The 17,825-nt window shown below is 62.2% G+C and carries 13 protein-coding genes and 1 other annotated feature; of the genes, 6 read left to right on the top strand and 7 right to left on the bottom strand.

Features of this window, described 5'->3' with window-relative positions:
- Positions 1-6: 6 nt before the first annotated feature.
- Positions 7-4,557 carry a beta strand repeat-containing protein gene (locus KI797_RS09745; RefSeq protein WP_264160788.1) on the top strand — a complete coding sequence of 1,517 codons (4,551 nt, stop codon included), beginning with the start codon at positions 7-9 and terminating at the stop codon, positions 4,555-4,557.
- Positions 4,558-4,639: 82 nt separating this feature from the next.
- On the opposite strand, the gene rnd is transcribed toward KI797_RS09745, so the two are convergent.
- The 7 genes from rnd to KI797_RS09710 form a co-directional block, all read right to left on the bottom strand.
- Positions 4,640-5,752, bottom strand: coding sequence for a ribonuclease D (rnd, locus tag KI797_RS09740; RefSeq protein ID WP_041205740.1), 1,113 nt, complete (start codon positions 5,750-5,752; stop codon positions 4,640-4,642).
- Positions 5,753-5,852: 100 nt separating this feature from the next.
- Positions 5,853-7,529, bottom strand: coding sequence for a long-chain-fatty-acid--CoA ligase FadD (gene fadD / locus KI797_RS09735; protein WP_081934458.1), 1,677 nt, complete (start codon positions 7,527-7,529; stop codon positions 5,853-5,855).
- 196 nt (positions 7,530-7,725) lie between these two features.
- Positions 7,726-8,568 (bottom strand): alpha/beta fold hydrolase, encoded by an 843-nt coding sequence (locus KI797_RS09730; protein WP_226172819.1) that lies wholly within the window; start codon positions 8,566-8,568, stop codon positions 7,726-7,728.
- Complete coding sequence (locus KI797_RS09725) at positions 8,568-9,086, bottom strand: Slp family lipoprotein (RefSeq protein WP_218409808.1); 519 nt, start codon at positions 9,084-9,086, stop codon at positions 8,568-8,570. The genes KI797_RS09730 and KI797_RS09725 overlap by 1 nt, the downstream gene beginning before the upstream one ends.
- A 67-nt stretch (positions 9,087-9,153) precedes the next feature.
- Positions 9,154-9,855 (bottom strand): tRNA (adenosine(37)-N6)-threonylcarbamoyltransferase complex dimerization subunit type 1 TsaB, encoded by a 702-nt coding sequence (tsaB, locus tag KI797_RS09720; protein ID WP_226172817.1) that lies wholly within the window; start codon positions 9,853-9,855, stop codon positions 9,154-9,156.
- Positions 9,856-10,076: 221 nt separating this feature from the next.
- Positions 10,077-11,987 carry an ATP-dependent DNA helicase gene (locus KI797_RS09715; protein ID WP_226172815.1) on the bottom strand — a complete coding sequence of 637 codons (1,911 nt, stop codon included), beginning with the start codon at positions 11,985-11,987 and terminating at the stop codon, positions 10,077-10,079.
- Between the two features lie 66 nt (positions 11,988-12,053).
- A complete protein-coding gene (locus tag KI797_RS09710; protein ID WP_226172812.1) occupies positions 12,054-12,299 on the bottom strand; it encodes a hypothetical protein in 246 nt (81 codons plus the stop codon).
- Between the two features lie 185 nt (positions 12,300-12,484).
- Positions 12,485-12,613: a sequence feature (His leader region), on the top strand.
- Between the two features lie 24 nt (positions 12,614-12,637).
- Between KI797_RS09710 and hisG the strand changes: the two genes are divergently transcribed.
- The 5 genes from hisG to hisH all read left to right on the top strand — a co-directional run bounded on the left by hisG (position 12,638) and on the right by hisH (position 17,824).
- Positions 12,638-13,534: an ATP phosphoribosyltransferase gene (hisG, locus tag KI797_RS09705; RefSeq protein ID WP_226172809.1), complete on the top strand. Its 897-nt coding sequence runs from the start codon at positions 12,638-12,640 to the stop codon at positions 13,532-13,534.
- Between the two features lie 12 nt (positions 13,535-13,546).
- Entirely contained in the window at positions 13,547-14,845 is a 1,299-nt protein-coding gene (hisD, locus tag KI797_RS09700) for a histidinol dehydrogenase (RefSeq protein ID WP_226172806.1), read from the top strand.
- A 109-nt stretch (positions 14,846-14,954) separates the two neighbouring features.
- Complete coding sequence (hisC, locus tag KI797_RS09695) at positions 14,955-16,055, top strand: histidinol-phosphate transaminase (RefSeq protein ID WP_043129928.1); 1,101 nt, start codon at positions 14,955-14,957, stop codon at positions 16,053-16,055.
- A 12-nt stretch (positions 16,056-16,067) separates the two neighbouring features.
- Entirely contained in the window at positions 16,068-17,201 is a 1,134-nt protein-coding gene (hisB, locus tag KI797_RS09690; RefSeq protein WP_226172804.1) for a bifunctional histidinol-phosphatase/imidazoleglycerol-phosphate dehydratase HisB, read from the top strand.
- Positions 17,201-17,824, top strand: coding sequence for an imidazole glycerol phosphate synthase subunit HisH (hisH, locus tag KI797_RS09685; protein WP_226172802.1), 624 nt, complete (start codon positions 17,201-17,203; stop codon positions 17,822-17,824). Before hisB ends, hisH begins: the two co-directional genes overlap by 1 nt.
- The last annotated feature ends 1 nt before the right edge of the window (position 17,825 follow it).

Raw genomic sequence — 17,825 nt, 5'->3', positions numbered from 1 at the left:
AGACCCATGGCTGACATCAGCGGCACCAATAAAAACGACTCGCTCATTGGCGGCACAGGAGCCGACCTCATAGATGGAGGCAATGGCAGTGACATGCTCGACGGCGGCAGCGGGAGCGACACCCTGCTGGGCGGCAACGGCGAGGATACCCTCTACGGCGGGCTCGGGGACGATATCCTCTCCGGCGGCAACGGCCAGGACCTCGTCTATGGTGGATCCGGCAACGACGTCATCGGGACATCGCTCGTCAACAGCGAGAACGGTAACGACGTCATCTACGGCGACGGCTGGGATGACTACCGGCAGCAGAGCCGAGCCATCGCCGGCAGCGACACCATCTACGGCGGCAATGGCTCGGAGACCATCTATGGCGACAACGGCGATGGTCATGCAAGTGGCGGCAACGACTCTATCTATGCCGGCAACGGCAACGACACCGTCTACGGTGAAGGTGGTGACGATACCATCCAGGGCGGCAATGGCGCCGATTTGCTGAGCGGCGGTAGCGGCAATGACCTCTTCGTCTACCAGAGCGCGATGGAATCCAATAGTGGCGGGATGGATACTATCCGTGACTTTTCCGGTGTGCGTGACGCCAACCCGGACAACGACAAGGTCGACCTGCGTCCGTTGCTGGGTTCCACCGACCTCAAGTGGGGAGGCACCATTTCCCTGATCAACGGTGTCTGGTACGAGCAGAACGCCGGGCAGAATGCCACCTACATCAAGGCCGATACCAACGGCGACGGCCAGGCCGATCTGGTGATCAAACTCGACGGTCTCAAGGACCTGAGCAACACCGACTTCCTCGGTGTGCAGAACAACGGCCCCACCATCACCTCCGACGGGGGGGGCAGCTCGGCGGCTCTGGCCATCGACGAAAACACCACTGTGGTCACCACAGTGACGGCCAGTGACCTGGACGTCGGTGCGCTGCTGACCTACACCATAGTCGGTGGCGCCGATGCAGGACTCTTCACCATCAATCCCAACACCGGCGCCCTGTCGTTTGTCAACGCGCCCAACCGGGAAAGCCCGAGCGACAGCAACGGCGACAACACCTATGAAGTGGTGGTGCGCGTCTCCGATGGCAGTGCCTTCGACGAGCAGACCTTCACCATCGCCATCAACGATGTTGACGAGTTCGATGTCACTACCCCGACCGACACCAACGCCGCCACCAATGCCGTCGACGAGAACATCGCCATCGGCTCCCTGGTCGGCATCACCGCCTTTGCCAGCGACGCCGACGCCACCACCAATGCCGTCACCTACAGCCTGTCCGGCAATCCCGGCGGCCTGTTTGCCATCGATCCCGCCACCGGTGTGGTCACCGTCGCCACCGCCATCGACCGTGAAGCCCTCGGTGCCAGCGTGAATATCGAGGTCACCGCCACCAGTGCCGATGGCTCCAGCCAGGCGCAGACCTTCACCATCGCCATCAACGATGTTGACGAGTTCGATGTCACTACCCCGACCGACACCAACACCGCCGCCAATGCCGTCGACGAGAACATCGCCATCGGCTCCCTGGTCGGCATCACCGCCTTTGCCAGCGACGCAGACGCCACCACCAATGCCGTCACCTACAGCCTGTCCGGCAATCCCGGCGGCCTGTTTGCCATCGATCCCGCCACCGGTGTGGTCACCGTTGCCGCCGCCATCGACCGTGAAGCCCTCGGTGCCAGCGTGAATATCGAGGTCACCGCCATCAGTGCCGATGGCTCCAGCCAGGCGCAGACTTTCACCATCGCCATCAACGATGTTGACGAGTTCGATGTCACTACCCCGACCGACACCAACGCTGCCACCAATGCCGTCGACGAGAACATCGCCATCGGCACCCTGGTCGGCGTCACCGCCTTTGCCAGCGACGCCGACGCCACCACCAATGCCGTCACCTACAGCCTGTCCGGCAATCCCGGCGGCCTGTTTGCCATCGATCCCGCCACCGGTGTGGTCACCGTTGCCGCCGCCATCGACCGTGAAGCCCTCGGTGCCAGCGTGAATATCGAGGTCACTGCCACCAGTGCCGATGGCTCCAGCCAGGCGCAGACCTTCACCATCGCGGTCAACAACCTCGACGAGATCGCACCGACCATCACCTCCGGTGGCACTGCCGCTGCTATCAATGAAAACAGCGGCGCCGGTCAGGTCGTCTACACCGCCACCGCCGACGACAGTGCCGACATCAGCGCAGGCGTGACTTTCAGCCTCGCCGGTACCGATGCCAACAAGTTCACCATCAACGCCATCACCGGTGCGGTCACCTTGCTCGGCAACCCCGATCACGAGACCCAGTCCAGTTACAGCTTCAGCGTCCTGGCCAGCGATGGCGTCAACCCGGCCACCGAGCAGGCCGTCACCCTCGCGGTCAACAACCTCGACGAGGTCGCTCCGACCGTACTCTCCATCACGGGCATCAGTTCACGTAGCGGCAACTCCGGCACCGCGACCTTCACCGTCACCTTCTCCGAACAGGTCAACGGGGTCAGCGCCGAAGACTTCACCCTGTTCGGCAGTGCTACCAGCGTTTCGCCCTTCCCCAGTATCACGGGCGTCTCAGGCTCCGGCTCGACCTGGACGGTGACTGTTGCCTACGATGGTCGACAGCCAGCCAATGGCGACCGAGGTAACACTCTAGGGCTAAACCTGAATGCGGGTAACAATGTGATCGATAGCAATGGCAATGTCGCCACATCAACTTCCTTCGGCACACCACAGATTGCATCTCTTGCACCCGCTGGTATTGCCGGTGAACCGATCCACCTGGCCCTGGAAGCCCCCGAGGGGCTTATTGGCCTGATCTCGATGAAGATATCCGGCGTTCCCTCGGGTTGGACCATAAACGGCGGCAACGACAATGGCGACGGCACCTGGAGCCTAATGACCGAGGATCCGAGCGGCCTCACTGTCACCACCCCGGCTGACTTTGTCGGGGCCGCAGTCCTGGCTGTCAACATGAGCTGGACCAACGTCGACGGCAGCATGGGCAGCGCCTATATCGCCGACAACGTCGAGGCCTATGCCCCAGGCTCCCCCATCTTCGCCCTGTCGCAAGACGACAACCTGACCGGCTCATCCGGTGCGGATCAGTTCGTGTTCGCCCAACCCATCGGCAACAACGTCGTCTACAACTTCGACGTGACCACCGACAGGCTGGATCTGATCGGCTTTGCCGGCGTCACCAGCATGGCAAACGTGCAAATAGGCAATGACGCCGATGGCAATGCGGTGATCAGCATTGGCGAGGGCCAGAGCATCACGATCAAGGGGGTCGATGGGGCGTTGCTCGGCGAGGCGAACTTCGAGTTCAACGTCGATCCGGTGACCCGCAACGGCGGTACCCTCACCATAGATGACGGGGCCATCATGCCGTTTGGTGGCAGTCTCATCAACGAAGGGATGATTGCCCTTGGTGGCCACGACAGCGGCGCCAGCCTGGAGATCCTGTTCCGCGGAGCCAGCCTGAGTGGCGGCGGGCAGTTGGTGCTCTCCGACAGCGACCACAATGCTCTGTTCGGTGGCAGCGCCGATACAGTGCTGTTCAACATCGACAACAGCATCCGCGGTGCAGGCCAACTCGGCGCCGGGCAGCTGATATTGAACAACGCAGGCAGCATCATCGCCGATGGCAGTCATGCCCTGGTGATCGACACAGGCGATGAGGTCATCATCAACTCCGGCATGCTGGCAGCGATCGGGGCCGGTGGTCTGATCATCGACAGTGGGCTCGACAACAGCGGCCTGCTGTGTGCCAATGGCGGCAATGTGACCTTGAACGCGGCTGTCAGCGGTACCGGCAGCGCCTTGATCAGCGGCATGGCTACGCTGGCTTACGCTGCTGCGTCGAACATGGACACCGCTTTTGCCCTCGAGGGGGATGGGATCCTAAGGCTGGCACATGCCGCCGACTTCACCGGCACTGTCTCTGGCTTCAACGCAGGAGATAAGTTCGAGCTGGCCGACGTTGGCAACGCAACCATCAGCTATGTCAGCAACGCCACCGCGAGCGGCGGTGTGCTGACCATCGACGATGGTACCCACCGTAGCGAAATCCAGTTGCAGGGCACCTATACGACAGCCGGTTTCCAGATGACACAAGGAGAGGATGCGAGCACCACGATCAGCTACCACGCGATACTGGCTGATCAAATACTGACGGGGACAGAGAGCGATGACGGCCTGGTGGGCAGCGATGGCAACGACACCCTGAACGGGCTGGTTGGCCATGATGTTTTAGTCGGCGGGGAAGGAAGCGATACCTTCGTCTTCGGCCGCGAAGGGGGGGTGGATACCATAACCGACTTCAATGGTGCCAACCTGATACAGGGGGGAGACGTATTGGATCTGCGAGATCTGTTCCAGGATACGACGGGCGGCGACCTGTCGGACTATCTGGCGGTGCGGGAAGAAAATGGCAGCACCATCCTTAGCGTGGACAGGGATGGCGCAACGGGGGATGCCGGCTTCCAGGATCTGGTTCTGCTGCAGGGCACCACAGGCCTGCATCTCGACGAGCTGCAGCAGCAAGGCAACCTGCTGACTCACGGATAACTCCGGCTCACGCCATCCAAAAAAGCAAAAGCCCTGGCCGCACACGCAGCCAGGGCTTTCGTCATAGGGGCACCAGAGGCCGCTACTGTGCCAGCAGGTGGCCCACCAGCTCATGACGCCAGCCTTGCAGCAGCATGGGCTTGTCGGCGCGCGCCCGCTCCTCGGCGCTCATCCGCCAGCTCCAGGTGAAGTACTGGTGGATGATCTTCTTGCTGGCAACCAGCTCCGGCGGAATGTTGCTGGCCTTGGCCTTCTCTTCCACCATGGCCTTGATGCGCTTGAGCTCGGCCTTGTACTGGGGGAAGTCCACCAGCCGGCGAATGGGCTCTGGCCAGCTGTCCGGATCGCTCTGCTGGGCCGAGGTGACGATGTCCAGCATCCGCTTGCCGTGGATCTTGATCTCGATGGGGGCCAGCCCCAGCTCGTTGAGATCCCGCAATGAAGTGGGTCGGCGCTCCGCCACCTTGAACAGGTGCAGCTCCTTGACCACGAAGTTCAGGGCCAGATCCCGGCGCACCGCCTCTTGCTGACGCCAGGCGGCGAGCTCGCGCAGGATGGCCAGCTCGCGCCGACCCAGTTGCCAGGCGTTAATGATCTCGAGGTAGGCCTGACGGGGATCGCTGCCCTGGGTCTTGCGGGCGGAGTGGTTCTGGCACTCCTGCTCGAACCAGGCAAACTTGCCGCTTTCATGCAACCTGGCCATCACCTTCTCGTAGAGGGGCATCAGGTAGAAGACATCCGCCGCCGCGTATTCGAGCTGGCGCGCGGTCAGGGGGCGGGCCAGCCAGTCGGTGCGGGCCTGATCCTTTTCCAGTTCCACCCCGAGGAACTCTTTCACCAGGGCGCCGAAGCCCACCGAGACGCCGTACCCCAGGAAGGCCGTCGCGAGCTGGGTGTCGTGCATCTGGTTGGGCAGGTGGCCCGCCTGATGCTGGATGAGCTCCAGATCTTCACCGGAGGCGTGCAGTATGGCGATCTGCCCTGCCCGGCCGAGCCGCTGCCACAGGCCGGAGAGATCCAGAGTCAGCGGATCCAGCAGAGCGAGGCGTTCGCCGTCATAGATCTGGAACAGACCGAGCTGGGGATAGTAGGTACGGGTGCGAACGAATTCGGTATCTATGGCCAGGGGAACGTCGGCCAGGGAAGCGAGATACTGCTCCAGTTCGGCTTGCTGTGAAATGAGTTGATATTGCATCTTTGCCTGCACGTTGGTCGGGACCCAGAAAGAAAAAACCGTGGCATGACCCACGGTTTTGCATAACGACAGCGCTTGACTGCAGAGCAGTGCATGCCGGTTACTGCTTGGCAATCTCCTCGTCGCGCAGCACGCGCCGCAGGATCTTGCCCACATTGGTCTTGGGAAGTTCGTCGCGAAATTCTACCAGTTTCGGCACCTTATAGGCAGTCAGATGTTTGCGGCAGTGGGCAATTATCTCGTCCTCTGTCAGCTTTGCATCTTTCTTGACCACGAAGATTTTCACCAGCTCGCCGGAAACCGGGTTAGGCACGCCGACGGCAGCCACTTCCAACACCTTGGGATGGAGCGCCACCACGTCTTCAATCTCGTTCGGATAGACGTTGAAGCCGGAGACCAGGATCATGTCCTTCTTGCGATCGACGATCTTGAAGAAGCCCTGCTGGTCGCACACCGCGATGTCACCGGTACAGAGCCAGCCATCCTGCATCACCTCGGCGGTCGCCTCGGGACGCTGCCAGTAGCCCGTCATCACCTGGGGACCACGCACCTGCATCTCGCCGGGGGCGCCCAGCTCGGTGATAACCAACCCCTTGTCATCCACCAGCCGGATCTCGGTGGAGCAGACCGGCAGACCGATGGAGCCGTTGTAATCCACCAGATCGTAGGGGCAGACGCTCACCAGGGGTGAACATTCGGTCAGGCCATAGCCTTCCAGCAGCGGGGTCCGGGTCAGCGTCTTCCACTGCTCGGCCACCGCTCGCTGCACCGCCATGCCGCCGCCTATGGTGAGCTTGAGCTTGGAAAAGTCCATGCCCTGGAACTCGCCATTGTTGACCAGGGCATTGAACAGGGTGTTGACCCCTGTGATGCAGGTGAAGGGGTACTTCTTGATCTCTTTGACAAAGCCCGGGATGTCGCGGGGGTTGCTGATGAGCAGGTTGTAGCCACCCAGGCGCATGAACAGAAGGCAGTTCACCGTCAGGGCGAAGACGTGATAGAGCGGCAGCGCCGTGACCACGAACTCCTTGCCGCGCTCCAGCACGGGACCATAGACACCGAGGCACTGCTCCACGTTCGCAATCATGTTGCGGTGAGTCAGCATGGCCCCCTTGGAGAGACCCGTGGTGCCGCCTGTATATTGCAGGAAGGCGATGTCCTGGTTGCTGATCTCCGGCTTGATGTACTGCAGGTAGCGCCCCTTGGCCAGGGCCTGGCGCATGGTGCTGGCGTGCGGGAGATTGTATTTGGGCACCAGCTTCTTGACGTACTTGACCACGAAGTTGACGAGGGTGCCCTTGGCCAGGCCGAGGTTGTCCCCCATGCGAGTCAGGATCACGTGCTTGACCGGGGTGTCGTAGACCACCTTCTCCAGGGTATGGGCGAAGTTGGAGACGATGACGATGGCCTTGGCGCCGGAGTCCTTGAGCTGGTGCTCCAGCTCGCGCGGGGTATAGAGGGGGTTGACGTTGACCACCGTCATGCCGGCCCGCAGTATGCCGAACACCGCGATGGGGTACTGCAGCAGGTTTGGCATCATCACCGCCACCCTGTCGCCCTTGCCGAGCTTGAGCTCGTTTTGCAGGTAGGCGGCAAAGGCACGGGACTGCTCTTCCAGCCGGCGATAGGTAATGGTCTGCCCCATGTTGACGAAGGCGGGCTGGTCGGCGAACTGGGTCACCGACTCTTCAAACATCTCGACCAGGGAGCCGTATTGGTCTGGATTGATCTCGGCGGGCACCCCTTCTGGATAACGCTTCAGCCAGACTCTTTCCACGAACTTCTCCTGCATAACTAGCACCTGTGCGCTCACTGTGTTGCCTCCGTCCCTGTCACATCCATTTCAATCAGTTGTTTTAAGCTACAGCTCTAATGCCGCACATAGTTACATAAGGCAACATCGATTAACAGCAAATTAACAACGAGAAGTGTGAGGGAGAAAGCAAACCTGACATGATTGAAAGCCGGCGATCCTACCGGATCTGACAGAAGTTTTCGATATAAACGGCGGTTTTGGCCGAATTTTCCATATGGAAGTGATGATTTCCCGCCACCTGTACCATTTCAATCTGGCCAAAGAGTGGTCCCCGCTGCTGCCACTGCGCCAGCAGACCCTGGAACCCCTGCTCGCCACGGATGAAGAGCACAGGGCAGGCGATGGCCCGGATCAGCGCCTGGGCCTGGCCTTCGCTCATGCGCATGGGCGAGAGATCCCGCAGACGTGGATCGCTGCGCCAGTGCCAGCGCCCTTCCCGCACCTCCAGCTGGCGCTCGCAGATGAGGCGCGCCGCCGCCGGGGAGATGTCAGCCACCTTGCAGCGGGCCGCCACCGCCTCGTCGAGGGAGGCAAACCCACCGGACGCTCGCTCGCGAGTGCGGCTGCGATTGAGAATGGCCCGCCGCAACTGGGCAGGCACCTCCTCATCGGGTTGGCTCAGCGGCCCTAGCCCCTCCAGCAGGATAAGCCGCACTATCTGTTCGGGGAAGACCCCGGCATAGGCGCTGGCGATCAGGGCCCCCAGCGAATGGCCGAGCAGGATGAAACGCTGCCAGCCCGCAGCCCGGACAATCTGGTGCAGATCGTCGAGCCAGTCGACGAAGACATAGGGAGTCACCTTGTGATCCGAGTGGCCGTGTCCCGGCAGATCGACGCAGACGAGGTGGCATTCACCGAGATGGGGGGCAAGGGGCAGGAAGCTGGCGCCGTTGTCGAGCCAGCCGTGCAGGGCAACGATCAGTGGCTTGTCCTGCCGGCCGTTATCCAGCAGGGCGATGCGCCGACCATCGGCCAGGGTGAGGAAGCGCTCTTCCATCATCACCAGCGGGAGTAGTGGCGCCTTGGCCAGAAGGGATCATAGAAGGGGTCGTAGAAGTAGGGGTCCATGTAGCGGATCTCCACCTCCTTCACCGGCGGCCACAGTTTGCTGGCGGTGACCTTGAGCACGGAGAAGCGATACTTGTGATCGCCTATCTGGCTGTCCACCGGCTTGTCCAGGGTGCCGAGCACCGTCAGGCTGCGCCCCTTGGCATAGAGCGTCGGATCCACAAAGCCCTTCATGACGGCCAGAAAACGCCCCGGGCTCTGCTCCGTCTGGGTCGGTACGCCGTTGGCTTTGAGCGGCAGGTAGACCACTTCGATGACGCTCTGATCCTGCTCGTTGTGCACCGCCGAGATGACGCCGCTCCAGCGCGCAGGCTTGCCCTCCATCCCCTGCAGGGCAGGTTGATAGGCCACCAGCTGGCTTTCCGGCTCATAGGCCAGCTCCTTGGGCACAGTGCTGCAACCGCCGAGCAGCAGCCCCGTCAGGCCCAGCATGATCACGCGTTTCATCATTTGCCTCTCCTTCTCCGCACCGTCTGCCTTCACTCACTGGCGTCGAGTCACGGCTCGCCGTTGGATGTCACTCGCGACCCGGCAGTTTTTTCCAGGTCACCTTGTCACGCAAATAGACGGGGGTTGCCTGCTCAACAGCCACCGCCTCCCCCGCCAGCCAAGCACTGCGTGCCAGGGGCAGCATGTCGAGCGCCGCCGGGAAACGCACCTGGCTCACCGCCAGCTCGTCGGCCAGCGCATTGAGCGTCTCGCCATAGGTTTCAAAGCCGGTCCCGACGCAGCTCAAGCTGCCCGCCAGCTTGCCGCGCGCGTCAATCAGCGCGGCGGGATCGCTCACCACTTCCTCCCCCACCAGCTGCATACGGCCGTCAAGCAGCTCGTAGTGGCCAAAATAGACCTCGTTCATCCGCGCATCGATGGCGGTCAGTACCCGCGTTGCCCCCTCCAGACGATAAGCCCCCTGGGCCATGGCAGCCAGGGTCGACACGCCGATGAGCGGCACGCCAGCGCCAAAGGCGAGCCCCTGGGCCACGCTGATCCCGATGCGCACGCCGGTAAAGGAGCCGGGTCCACGCCCGAAGGCGATGGCGTCGAGCTCGTCCAACGATAGACCGGCCTCGTCTAACACAGCCTGAACCATGGGCAGGATTTTTCGGGTGTGATCCCGCGGCGCCTCTTCCCAACGGGAGAACAGCTTGTCACCCACCAGCAGGGCGGCGGAGCAGGCTTCGGTGGCGGTATCAACGGCCAGGATCTTCAACTCGGTCATGGGTTACAATCTCTATAAAATCAGTCAATTACATAACGTGTAAGCGAGGAGTGCTCACCCGTTTTCTTAACATGGCAAATCCGTCAATCGCTAGCCACCCGCCAGCATCTCAGGGCGAATGCAGAGGGCGCCTGGTATGCGGCCTGTCAGGCACAAGCGCCCCGCGCGAAAAAATGCCCCAGGGTAGCCAGCTCCCACGTTCTGGTAAATAACCTGCCGAGTTACTCGCCGCGGTCAAAGAAACTCCCCAGCGACCCTAACTCCCGGGTACGAGGGATGGCGGGCAGACTCTTGATGAAGGTGGCGCCATAGGGCTTGTTGACCATCCGTGGATCACAGATGACCAGCACGCCGTGATCACTGCGATCACGAATAAGTCGCCCCACCCCCTGTTTGAGGGCAATCACCGCCTTGGGCAGCTGCAGCTCGGCGAAGGGATCTCCCCCCTTGAGTTTGCAATCATCCACCCGCGCCTTGAGCAGCGGATCGTCCGGGCTCGCAAAAGGCAGTTTGTCGATGATAACACAGGACAATGCCGCCCCTCGCACGTCGATCCCCTCCCAGAAACTGCTGGTCGCCACCAGCACGGCGCGCCCGTTCTCAACAAACTCCTTGAGCAGCCGCTGCTTGTTGTCCTCCCCCTGCAAGAGCACGGTGCGGCCGATTTCCCGGCGCAGCACCTCGGCCACCTGACGCATCACCTGATGGCTGGTGCAGAGGAAGAAGCAGCCCCCCGGCGTCTTGTTGATAAGGGGGATCATCAGATTGGCCAGCTGTTCCCCCCGCCCGAAGGCGTTGGGCTCTGGCAGGAAGCGCGGCACACAGAGCCGCGCCTGCTCAGCGTAATCAAAGGGGCTGTCGAGAATAAGCTCGGCGCTACCAGCGAGCCCCAGCTCCGCCTTGAAGTGATCGAAACGATTGTCCACCGTCAGGGTGGCGGAGGTAAAGATCCAGGCCACCTCGGGCTTTTGCACCTCGGCGCCAAATCGCTCGGCCACCGACAAGGGGGTGAGATTGAGGGAGAAGTGCAGCCGGGAGCAGTCATACCAGTAGGAGAAACCGGTCTGATTGACCGCCAGCACCTCCCCGAGGCGGGTGCGCAGCTCGCAGACTCGCTCGAAGGCGTGATCCAGTTGCTCGCCACGCCCGAGCGCCAGTTTCAGCACCTCGTAGCAGAGCCCGATGGCGTCGTTGAGACGAGCCAGCGCCTGGCCCCAGAGCGGCTGGCGCAAGAGATCTCGGGTATTGCCACGTCCCCCGTCTATCCCGAAGGCGAGGCGCAAGTCCTGGCTCGCGATGGAGAGCCTGTCCGCCGCCTTGCCAAGCTGCCCCATGTCATGGGCCTCGGCCCTGTAGGCGAGCTGGATGTCCTGCGCCAGATCCAGGATGGTGCGGCTGCCCACCGACTTGCCAAAATAGTTGGTGGCGATCTCCGGCAACTGGTGCGCCTCGTCGAACACATAAACCTGCGATTCGGGCACCAGCTCGCCAAATCCCGTGTCTTTCACCGCCATATCAGCGAAGAAGAGGTGATGATTGATCACCACCACCTGGGCATCCATGGCACGACGGCGGGCCACCACCAGATGGCAGTCGTCATAATAGGGGCAGTCGCGACCGAGGCAGTTGTCATTGGTGCTGGTGACATGGGCGAGGATCTCGGCGTTCTCCTGCAGCCCCGGAATGTCACCCACATCGCCGTTGTCGGTGGCCGTGGACCAGGACTTCACCTTGACCAGATCGCTGAGGATCTCGGGCTTTTGCAGGTGGGATTCGCTGAGCAGCCGGTTCATGCGCTCGATGCAGAGATAGTTGCTGCGCCCCTTGAGCAGGGCCACTGGCGGGGTGTAGGAGAGTGCCCCCGTGATGGTGGGGAGATCCCGGTAGAAGAGCTGCTCCTGCAGGTTCTTGGACCCGGTGCTTATCACCACCCGCTTGCCGGATTCCAGCGCCGGCACCAGGTAGGCGTAAGTCTTGCCGGTGCCGGTGCCCGCCTCCACCAGCAGGCGGCCGCCACTCTTGATGGCGCGCGCCACCGCTTCGGCCATCTCCAGTTGCGGCGCACGGGCCTTGAAGCCGTCGATGTGGCTGGCCAGAGGGCCATCTGGCTTGAACAGGGTCTGGATGGTCAAAGGAGCGTCCCGCGCAAAAGCGGCCATTATGCCAAAAGCGCGACGAAAGCGGGACTGATAATGCGTTCAGACGAAGAGATCGATCTGATGGTCCGGATCCGGCTTGTGATCATCATCCTGCACCTTTGGCTGATCACGCTTGGCTGGGGGATGATCCTGCTGGTGGTGCTGGGTGCCGCCGCCGTTGTCGGTGCCAATCTTGCGCAACTGATGTTTCTGGCTGATTTGGGTCACCTCCCGCTTGATGTCGTCCGGGCTCGGGGTCGACGGTGCGCGCGGCAAGATGGGAAATAACAGATCCTGGCTGGGCATGGTGATCACTCCTCAGGTTATCTTGATTAGTTATCGACCAGAAAACCGTTTTCCCCACTTTAATCGGGCAAAACACAATTTCAGGTTGCATTTTCCGTCAAGGCAGGTAGTTTAAATCAGGCGTCAACTACGACATCTTATTTGTAAAGGATTGATTACATGAAGTTCACCCTGCTGAAGACTCATCATCACCATCATCATCCCGACTAGTCTTTCAGGAGGTTGACTGCTGGAAGACACTTAACTGGTGACTTCCAAAAGGACCGCAAGATTCATAAACCCTCGGAAGCACACACTTCCGAGGGTTTTTTCGTTTTTGACTAGAAGGAAATCGAGCAATGGAAACACAACGTCTGCGCATCGCCATGCAAAAATCCGGTCGCCTGAGCCAGGACTCCCAGGCCCTGTTCAAGAGCTGCGGCCTCAAGATCAACCTGCGGGAACAGCGCCTCATCGCCCACGTGGAAAACATGCCCATCGACATCCTGCGGGTGCGCGATGACGATATCCCGGGGCTGGTGATGGAAGGGGTGGTCGACCTTGGCATCATCGGCGAGAACGTGCTGGAAGAGGTGCAGCTTATTCGCGCCTCACAGGGACTCCCCTTCGAGGTGAAAACCCTCAAGCAGCTCGACTTCGGTGGCTGCCGCCTCTCCCTGGCGGTGCCGGAAGACGTCACCTACACAGGGCCGGATAGTCTGGCAGGCAAGCGCATCGCCACCTCCTACCCCGGGCTGCTCAAGCGCTTCTTCGACGAGAAGGGGCTCGGCTTCAAGAGCGTGATGCTGGGTGGCTCGGTGGAAGTGGCCCCCCGCGCGGGACTGGCCGACGCCATCTGCGATCTGGTCTCTACCGGCGCGACCCTGGAGGCCAACGGCCTCAAAGAGGTGGAGGTGATCTACCGCTCCAAGGCGGTGCTGGTACAGGCCCCCAACCCCTCGAATGAGGCCAAGCAGAAGCTCATCGACAAGCTGCTGCCCCGCATTCAAGGGATGCAGCAGGCCCGCGAGAGCAAGTACATCATGCTGCACGCCCCCAAGGACAAACTCGATGCCATCACCGATCTGCTGCCGGGTGCCGAACGCCCCACCATCATGCAACTGGCCGGTGACACCAACCAGGTGGCCCTGCACGTCGTCTCCAGCGAGACCCTGTTCTGGGAGACCATGGAGCAGCTCAAGGCCCTCGGCGCCAGCTCCATTCTGGTGCTGCCCATCGAAAAAATGATGGAATAAGGAAGGGACACCATGCAGACCCTGATCTGGAAGACCCTCTCTCCCGCCCAGCAGGCCGATGTGCTGACCCGACCCGCCCTCAATGACGAGGCGGATATCGGCGCCGTGGTCAAAGAGATCATCGCAGCTGTGCGCAGCCGGGGTGACGAGGCGCTGCGCGAGCTGAGCCTGCGCTTCGAGCGCGCCCCCCGTGAGCAGTTGCGCGTCAGCGAGGCCGAGATCGAGGCCGCCTGCGCGCGGCTGGATGACGACATAAAAAGCGCCATAGAGGCGGCGATTAGCAATATTCGCACCTTCCACGCCGCCCAGGTGCAGCCAGTGGTGCGTGTCGAAACCCAGCCCGGTGTGGTGTGCGAGCTGCGCACCCAGGCCATCAGCCGGGTCGGCCTCTATGTGCCGGGGGGCAGCGCGCCGCTCCCCTCCACCGTGATGATGCTGGCTATTCCGGCAGGCCTAGCCGGTTGCCGTGAGGTGGTGCTCTGCACCCCGTCCCCCGCCAGCGACGAGATCCTGTTTGCCGCCCGCGCCTGCGGCGTTGAGAAGGTGTTCGCCATCGGCGGTGCCCAGGCCATCGCCGCCATGGCCTACGGCACCCAGAGCATTCCCAAGGTGGACAAGATCTTCGGCCCGGGCAACGCCTACGTGACCGAAGCCAAGGGCCAGGTCTCTCGCGACTGGCGCGGCGCCGCCATCGACATGCCGGCCGGCCCCTCCGAGGTGCTGGTGATTGCCGACGATGGCGCGAACCCCGCCTTCGTGGCCGCAGATCTGCTCTCCCAGGCCGAGCACGGCCCCGACAGCCAGGTGGTGCTGGTCACCACCTCGCCGCTCCTGGCAGACGCCATTGCCGGCGAGATCAAGGGCCAGCTGGCCCAGCTCAGCCGCCGCGACATCGCTGCACAGGCGCTCGGCAGCAGTCTGGTGATCCTCTGCGACAATCTGGACGAGGCCTGCGCCATCTCCAATGCCTACGCCCCGGAGCACCTGATCGTGCAGACCCAAGCGCCCCGCGAGCTGCTGGACCAGCTCGAGAACGCCGGTTCCATCTTTCTGGGCCAATGGACGCCGGAGTCGGTGGGGGATTATGCCAGCGGCACCAACCACACCCTGCCCACCTACGGCTATGCCCGTACCTGCTCGAGCCTGGGGCTGGCTGATTACCAGCGCCGTTACACTGTGCAGGAACTCAGCGTCGAGGGCATCCAGGGGCTCGGCCCCATCGTCCAGCGCATCGCACAGGCCGAGGGGCTCGATGGACACAAGAATGCCGTGACGCTGAGATTGAATGCACTGCAAAAGGAGCGGACATGAATAATACCGCACCAAGGGGGCTCGATGCCCCCATCAATAACGCCGTCACCCTCAGGTTGAACACCTTAGCCATTGAGTCACAGCAAAACGCACAGCAGAAGGATTTGTCATGAGCATCGCCAATCTGGCTCGCCGCGTGGTGCGGGCCCTCACCCCCTATCAATCCGCCCGCCGCATCGGCGGTCAGGGTCACGTCTGGCTCAACGCCAACGAGGCCCCACTGGCCTACCCCTTCACCATCGAGGGCAATCGCCTCAACCGCTACCCCGAGTGCCAACCTGCCGAGGTAGTCAACAGTTATGCCGCCTACGCCGGGGTTAATCCGGATCAGGTGCTGGTGAGTCGTGGCGCCGACGAGGCCATCGAGCTGCTGATCCGCACCTTCTGCGACGCCGGTGAAGATCAGATCCTCATCTGCCCCCCCACCTACGGCATGTACGCCATCAGCGCCGAGACCTGTGGCGTCGGCATCGTCGAGCTGCCGCTCACCGCCAGCCGTCAGCCGGACTGGCCCGCCATCGCGGATCGGCTCTCCGACGTGAAACTGGTGTTCCTCTGCTCCCCCAACAACCCCACCGGGGATCTGGTGGGCCGCAAGGGGCTTATCGCCCTGCTGGAGAAGGCCCGGGAACGCGCCATCGTGGTGGTGGACGAGGCCTACATCGAATTCTGCCCAGAAAGCTCAGTGGTGGATCTGCTGGCCCAATACCCCAATCTGGTGGTGACCCGCACCCTCTCCAAGGCCTTTGCCCTGGCGGGGATCCGCTGTGGCTTCACCCTGGGGGATCCGGAGGTCATTGCCATGCTGGCCAAGGTAATCGCCCCCTACCCCATCCCCGAGCCCATCGCCCAGATTGCGGCCCAGGCGCTCTCCCCCATGGGGCTATCGCTGATGCAGGAGCGGGTGCAGGAACTCAACAAGCAGAAGGCCCTCATCAAGGCCGAGCTGCTCCGGCTTGCCTGCGTGAAAGAGGTGTTCGAGGACAAGGGCAACTTCGTGCTGGTGCGTTTCAATGACGGTGCCAGCGTCTTTGCCGCCATGAAGGCCGCCGGCATCATACTGCGGGACTTCTCCACCAAGCCGGGCCTGGACAACAGCATCCGCATCACCATCGGCTATCAGGGGGAGATGGATGCCGTGATCAAAGTGCTGCGAGATCTGTCACTCAACGCCCCCTCAGCCAGCAACCAGACTGCCGCCAGCATATAAGGAAGTAGCCAGATGAAGACCCCGTTTTTGTTTATCGACCGTGACGGCACTCTGATAGAAGAGCCGGTGACCGACAAGCAGGTGGACAGCCTCGCCAAGCTGCGCTTCGAGCCCATGGTGATCCCGGTGCTGCGCGAGTTGCAGGCCGCCGGTTACGTGCTGGTGATGGTGACCAATCAGGATGGGCTGGGTACCGCCAGCCTGCCGCTGGAGAACTTCCAGCCCCCTCAGGATCTGATGATGCACCTCTTTGAGTCCCAAGGGGTGAACTGGGAGCAGGTGCTGATCTGCCCCCACTTCCCCACCGACGGTTGCAGCTGCCGCAAGCCCCACCTCGGACTGGTGAAGGAGTACCTCACGTCCGGCCGTATCGACTTTGCCAACTCCTTCGTCATTGGCGACAGACAGACCGATCTGCAGCTTGCCGAGAACATGGGCATCCGCGGCATCCGCTACCACCCGCAGGATCACGATTGGCTCGCCATCCGTGATCAGCTGCTCGCCAAGGGGCGCACCGCCGAGGTGGAGCGCTACACCAAGGAGACCCGCATCCAGGTGGCGGTGGACTTGGACAAGAGCGGCGGCAACCAGATCGCCACCGGCATCGGCTTCTTTGATCACATGCTGGATCAGATAGCCACTCACGCGGGCTTTCGCCTCAAGCTGAAAGTCAGCGGCGATCTGCACATCGACGATCACCACACGGTGGAAGACGTGGGGCTGGCCCTGGGTCAGGCCTTGCGCCAGGCCCTTGGCAACAAGCGCGGGATCGGCCGCTTCGGCTTCGTGCTGGCGATGGACGAGGTGCAGGCAGTGATCGATGGTCGTCCCCGCGAGGGCGAACAGGCTCCCTCCCTGACCGAGCTGGACGTGGCCACCGCGCTGGACTTGAGCGGTCGCCCCTACTTCGTGTTCGACTGCCCGAGCGGCTTTGGTCGCGACAGCGTGGGTGAGATGGCCACCGAGATGGTGCCCCACTTCTTCCGCTCCCTGTCGGACGCCATGGCCATCACCCTGCAGATGAAGGTGGGCAGCGGCAACACCCACCACCAAGTGGAGGCGCTGTTCAAGGGCTTTGGCCGCGCCCTGCGCCAGGCCATCCGGGTGGAAGGGAGCGAACTCCCCTCCAGCAAGGGGGTGCTGTGATGGCGAACCAGAAGCTGGTCATCATCGATACGGGATGTGCGAACCTGGCCTCGGTGCGCATGGCGTTCGAGCGCCTCGGCGTGCAGCCCCTTGTGAGCTGCCAGGCCGCCGACATCGAGCAGGCGGACAAGCTGATCCTGCCCGGGGTGGGCACTGCGGTGGCCGCCATGAAGAACTTGAACGAACGCGGGCTGGTGCCCCTTATTCGCGCCGCCAAGCAGCCCCTGCTGGGCTTTTGCCTCGGCATGCAGATGCTGGCACAGGCCTCCGAGGAGAACATGAGCGCCGATGGCGACTCAGGCCAGCTCATCGATTGCCTCGGTATAGTCCCTGGCAGGATCCGGCTGATGGAGGTGGGCAATCTGCGCCTGCCCCACATGGGCTGGAACCAGATTGAGCACGATGAGACCCATCCCTTGCTCAAGGGGATCCAAAGCGGCAGCTACTTCTACTTCGTTCACTCCTACGCCCTGGAGGTGACCGACGCGACCCTGGCCAGCTGCGACTATGGCCAGCCCTTCACCGCTATCGTCGGCCGTGACAACTTCTTTGGCGCCCAATTCCACCCGGAGCGATCCGGCTCGGCCGGTGCCCGTTTACTGCAAAACTTTCTGGAGCTGTAAC

This window comes from Aeromonas media, assembly GCF_020423125.1.
Taxonomy (GTDB): Bacteria; Pseudomonadota; Gammaproteobacteria; order Enterobacterales; family Aeromonadaceae; genus Aeromonas; species Aeromonas media.
The sequence above is the reverse complement of the archived record's forward strand: the minus strand, read 5'-3'. Positions and strand labels throughout refer to the sequence as shown.

What these genes read in the sequence shown, in the direction of transcription:
- KI797_RS09710 (WP_226172812.1), bottom strand. Translation starts at nt 12,299, where the DNA reads ATGCCCAGCCAGGATCTGTTATTTCCCATCTTGCCGCGCGCACCGTCG.
- KI797_RS09730 (WP_226172819.1), bottom strand. Translation starts at nt 8,568, where the DNA reads ATGATGGAAGAGCGCTTCCTCACCCTGGCCGATGGTCGGCGCATCGCC.
- hisD (WP_226172806.1), top strand. Translation starts at nt 13,547, where the DNA reads ATGCAGACCCTGATCTGGAAGACCCTCTCTCCCGCCCAGCAGGCCGAT.
- hisB (WP_226172804.1), top strand. Translation starts at nt 16,068, where the DNA reads ATGAAGACCCCGTTTTTGTTTATCGACCGTGACGGCACTCTGATAGAA.
- tsaB (WP_226172817.1), bottom strand. Translation starts at nt 9,855, where the DNA reads ATGACCGAGTTGAAGATCCTGGCCGTTGATACCGCCACCGAAGCCTGC.
- KI797_RS09745 (WP_264160788.1), top strand. Translation starts at nt 7, where the DNA reads ATGGCTGACATCAGCGGCACCAATAAAAACGACTCGCTCATTGGCGGC.
- rnd (WP_041205740.1), bottom strand. Translation starts at nt 5,752, where the DNA reads ATGCAATATCAACTCATTTCACAGCAAGCCGAACTGGAGCAGTATCTC.
- hisG (WP_226172809.1), top strand. Translation starts at nt 12,638, where the DNA reads ATGGAAACACAACGTCTGCGCATCGCCATGCAAAAATCCGGTCGCCTG.
- KI797_RS09725 (WP_218409808.1), bottom strand. Translation starts at nt 9,086, where the DNA reads ATGATGAAACGCGTGATCATGCTGGGCCTGACGGGGCTGCTGCTCGGC.
- hisC (WP_043129928.1), top strand. Translation starts at nt 14,955, where the DNA reads ATGAGCATCGCCAATCTGGCTCGCCGCGTGGTGCGGGCCCTCACCCCC.
- hisH (WP_226172802.1), top strand. Translation starts at nt 17,201, where the DNA reads ATGGCGAACCAGAAGCTGGTCATCATCGATACGGGATGTGCGAACCTG.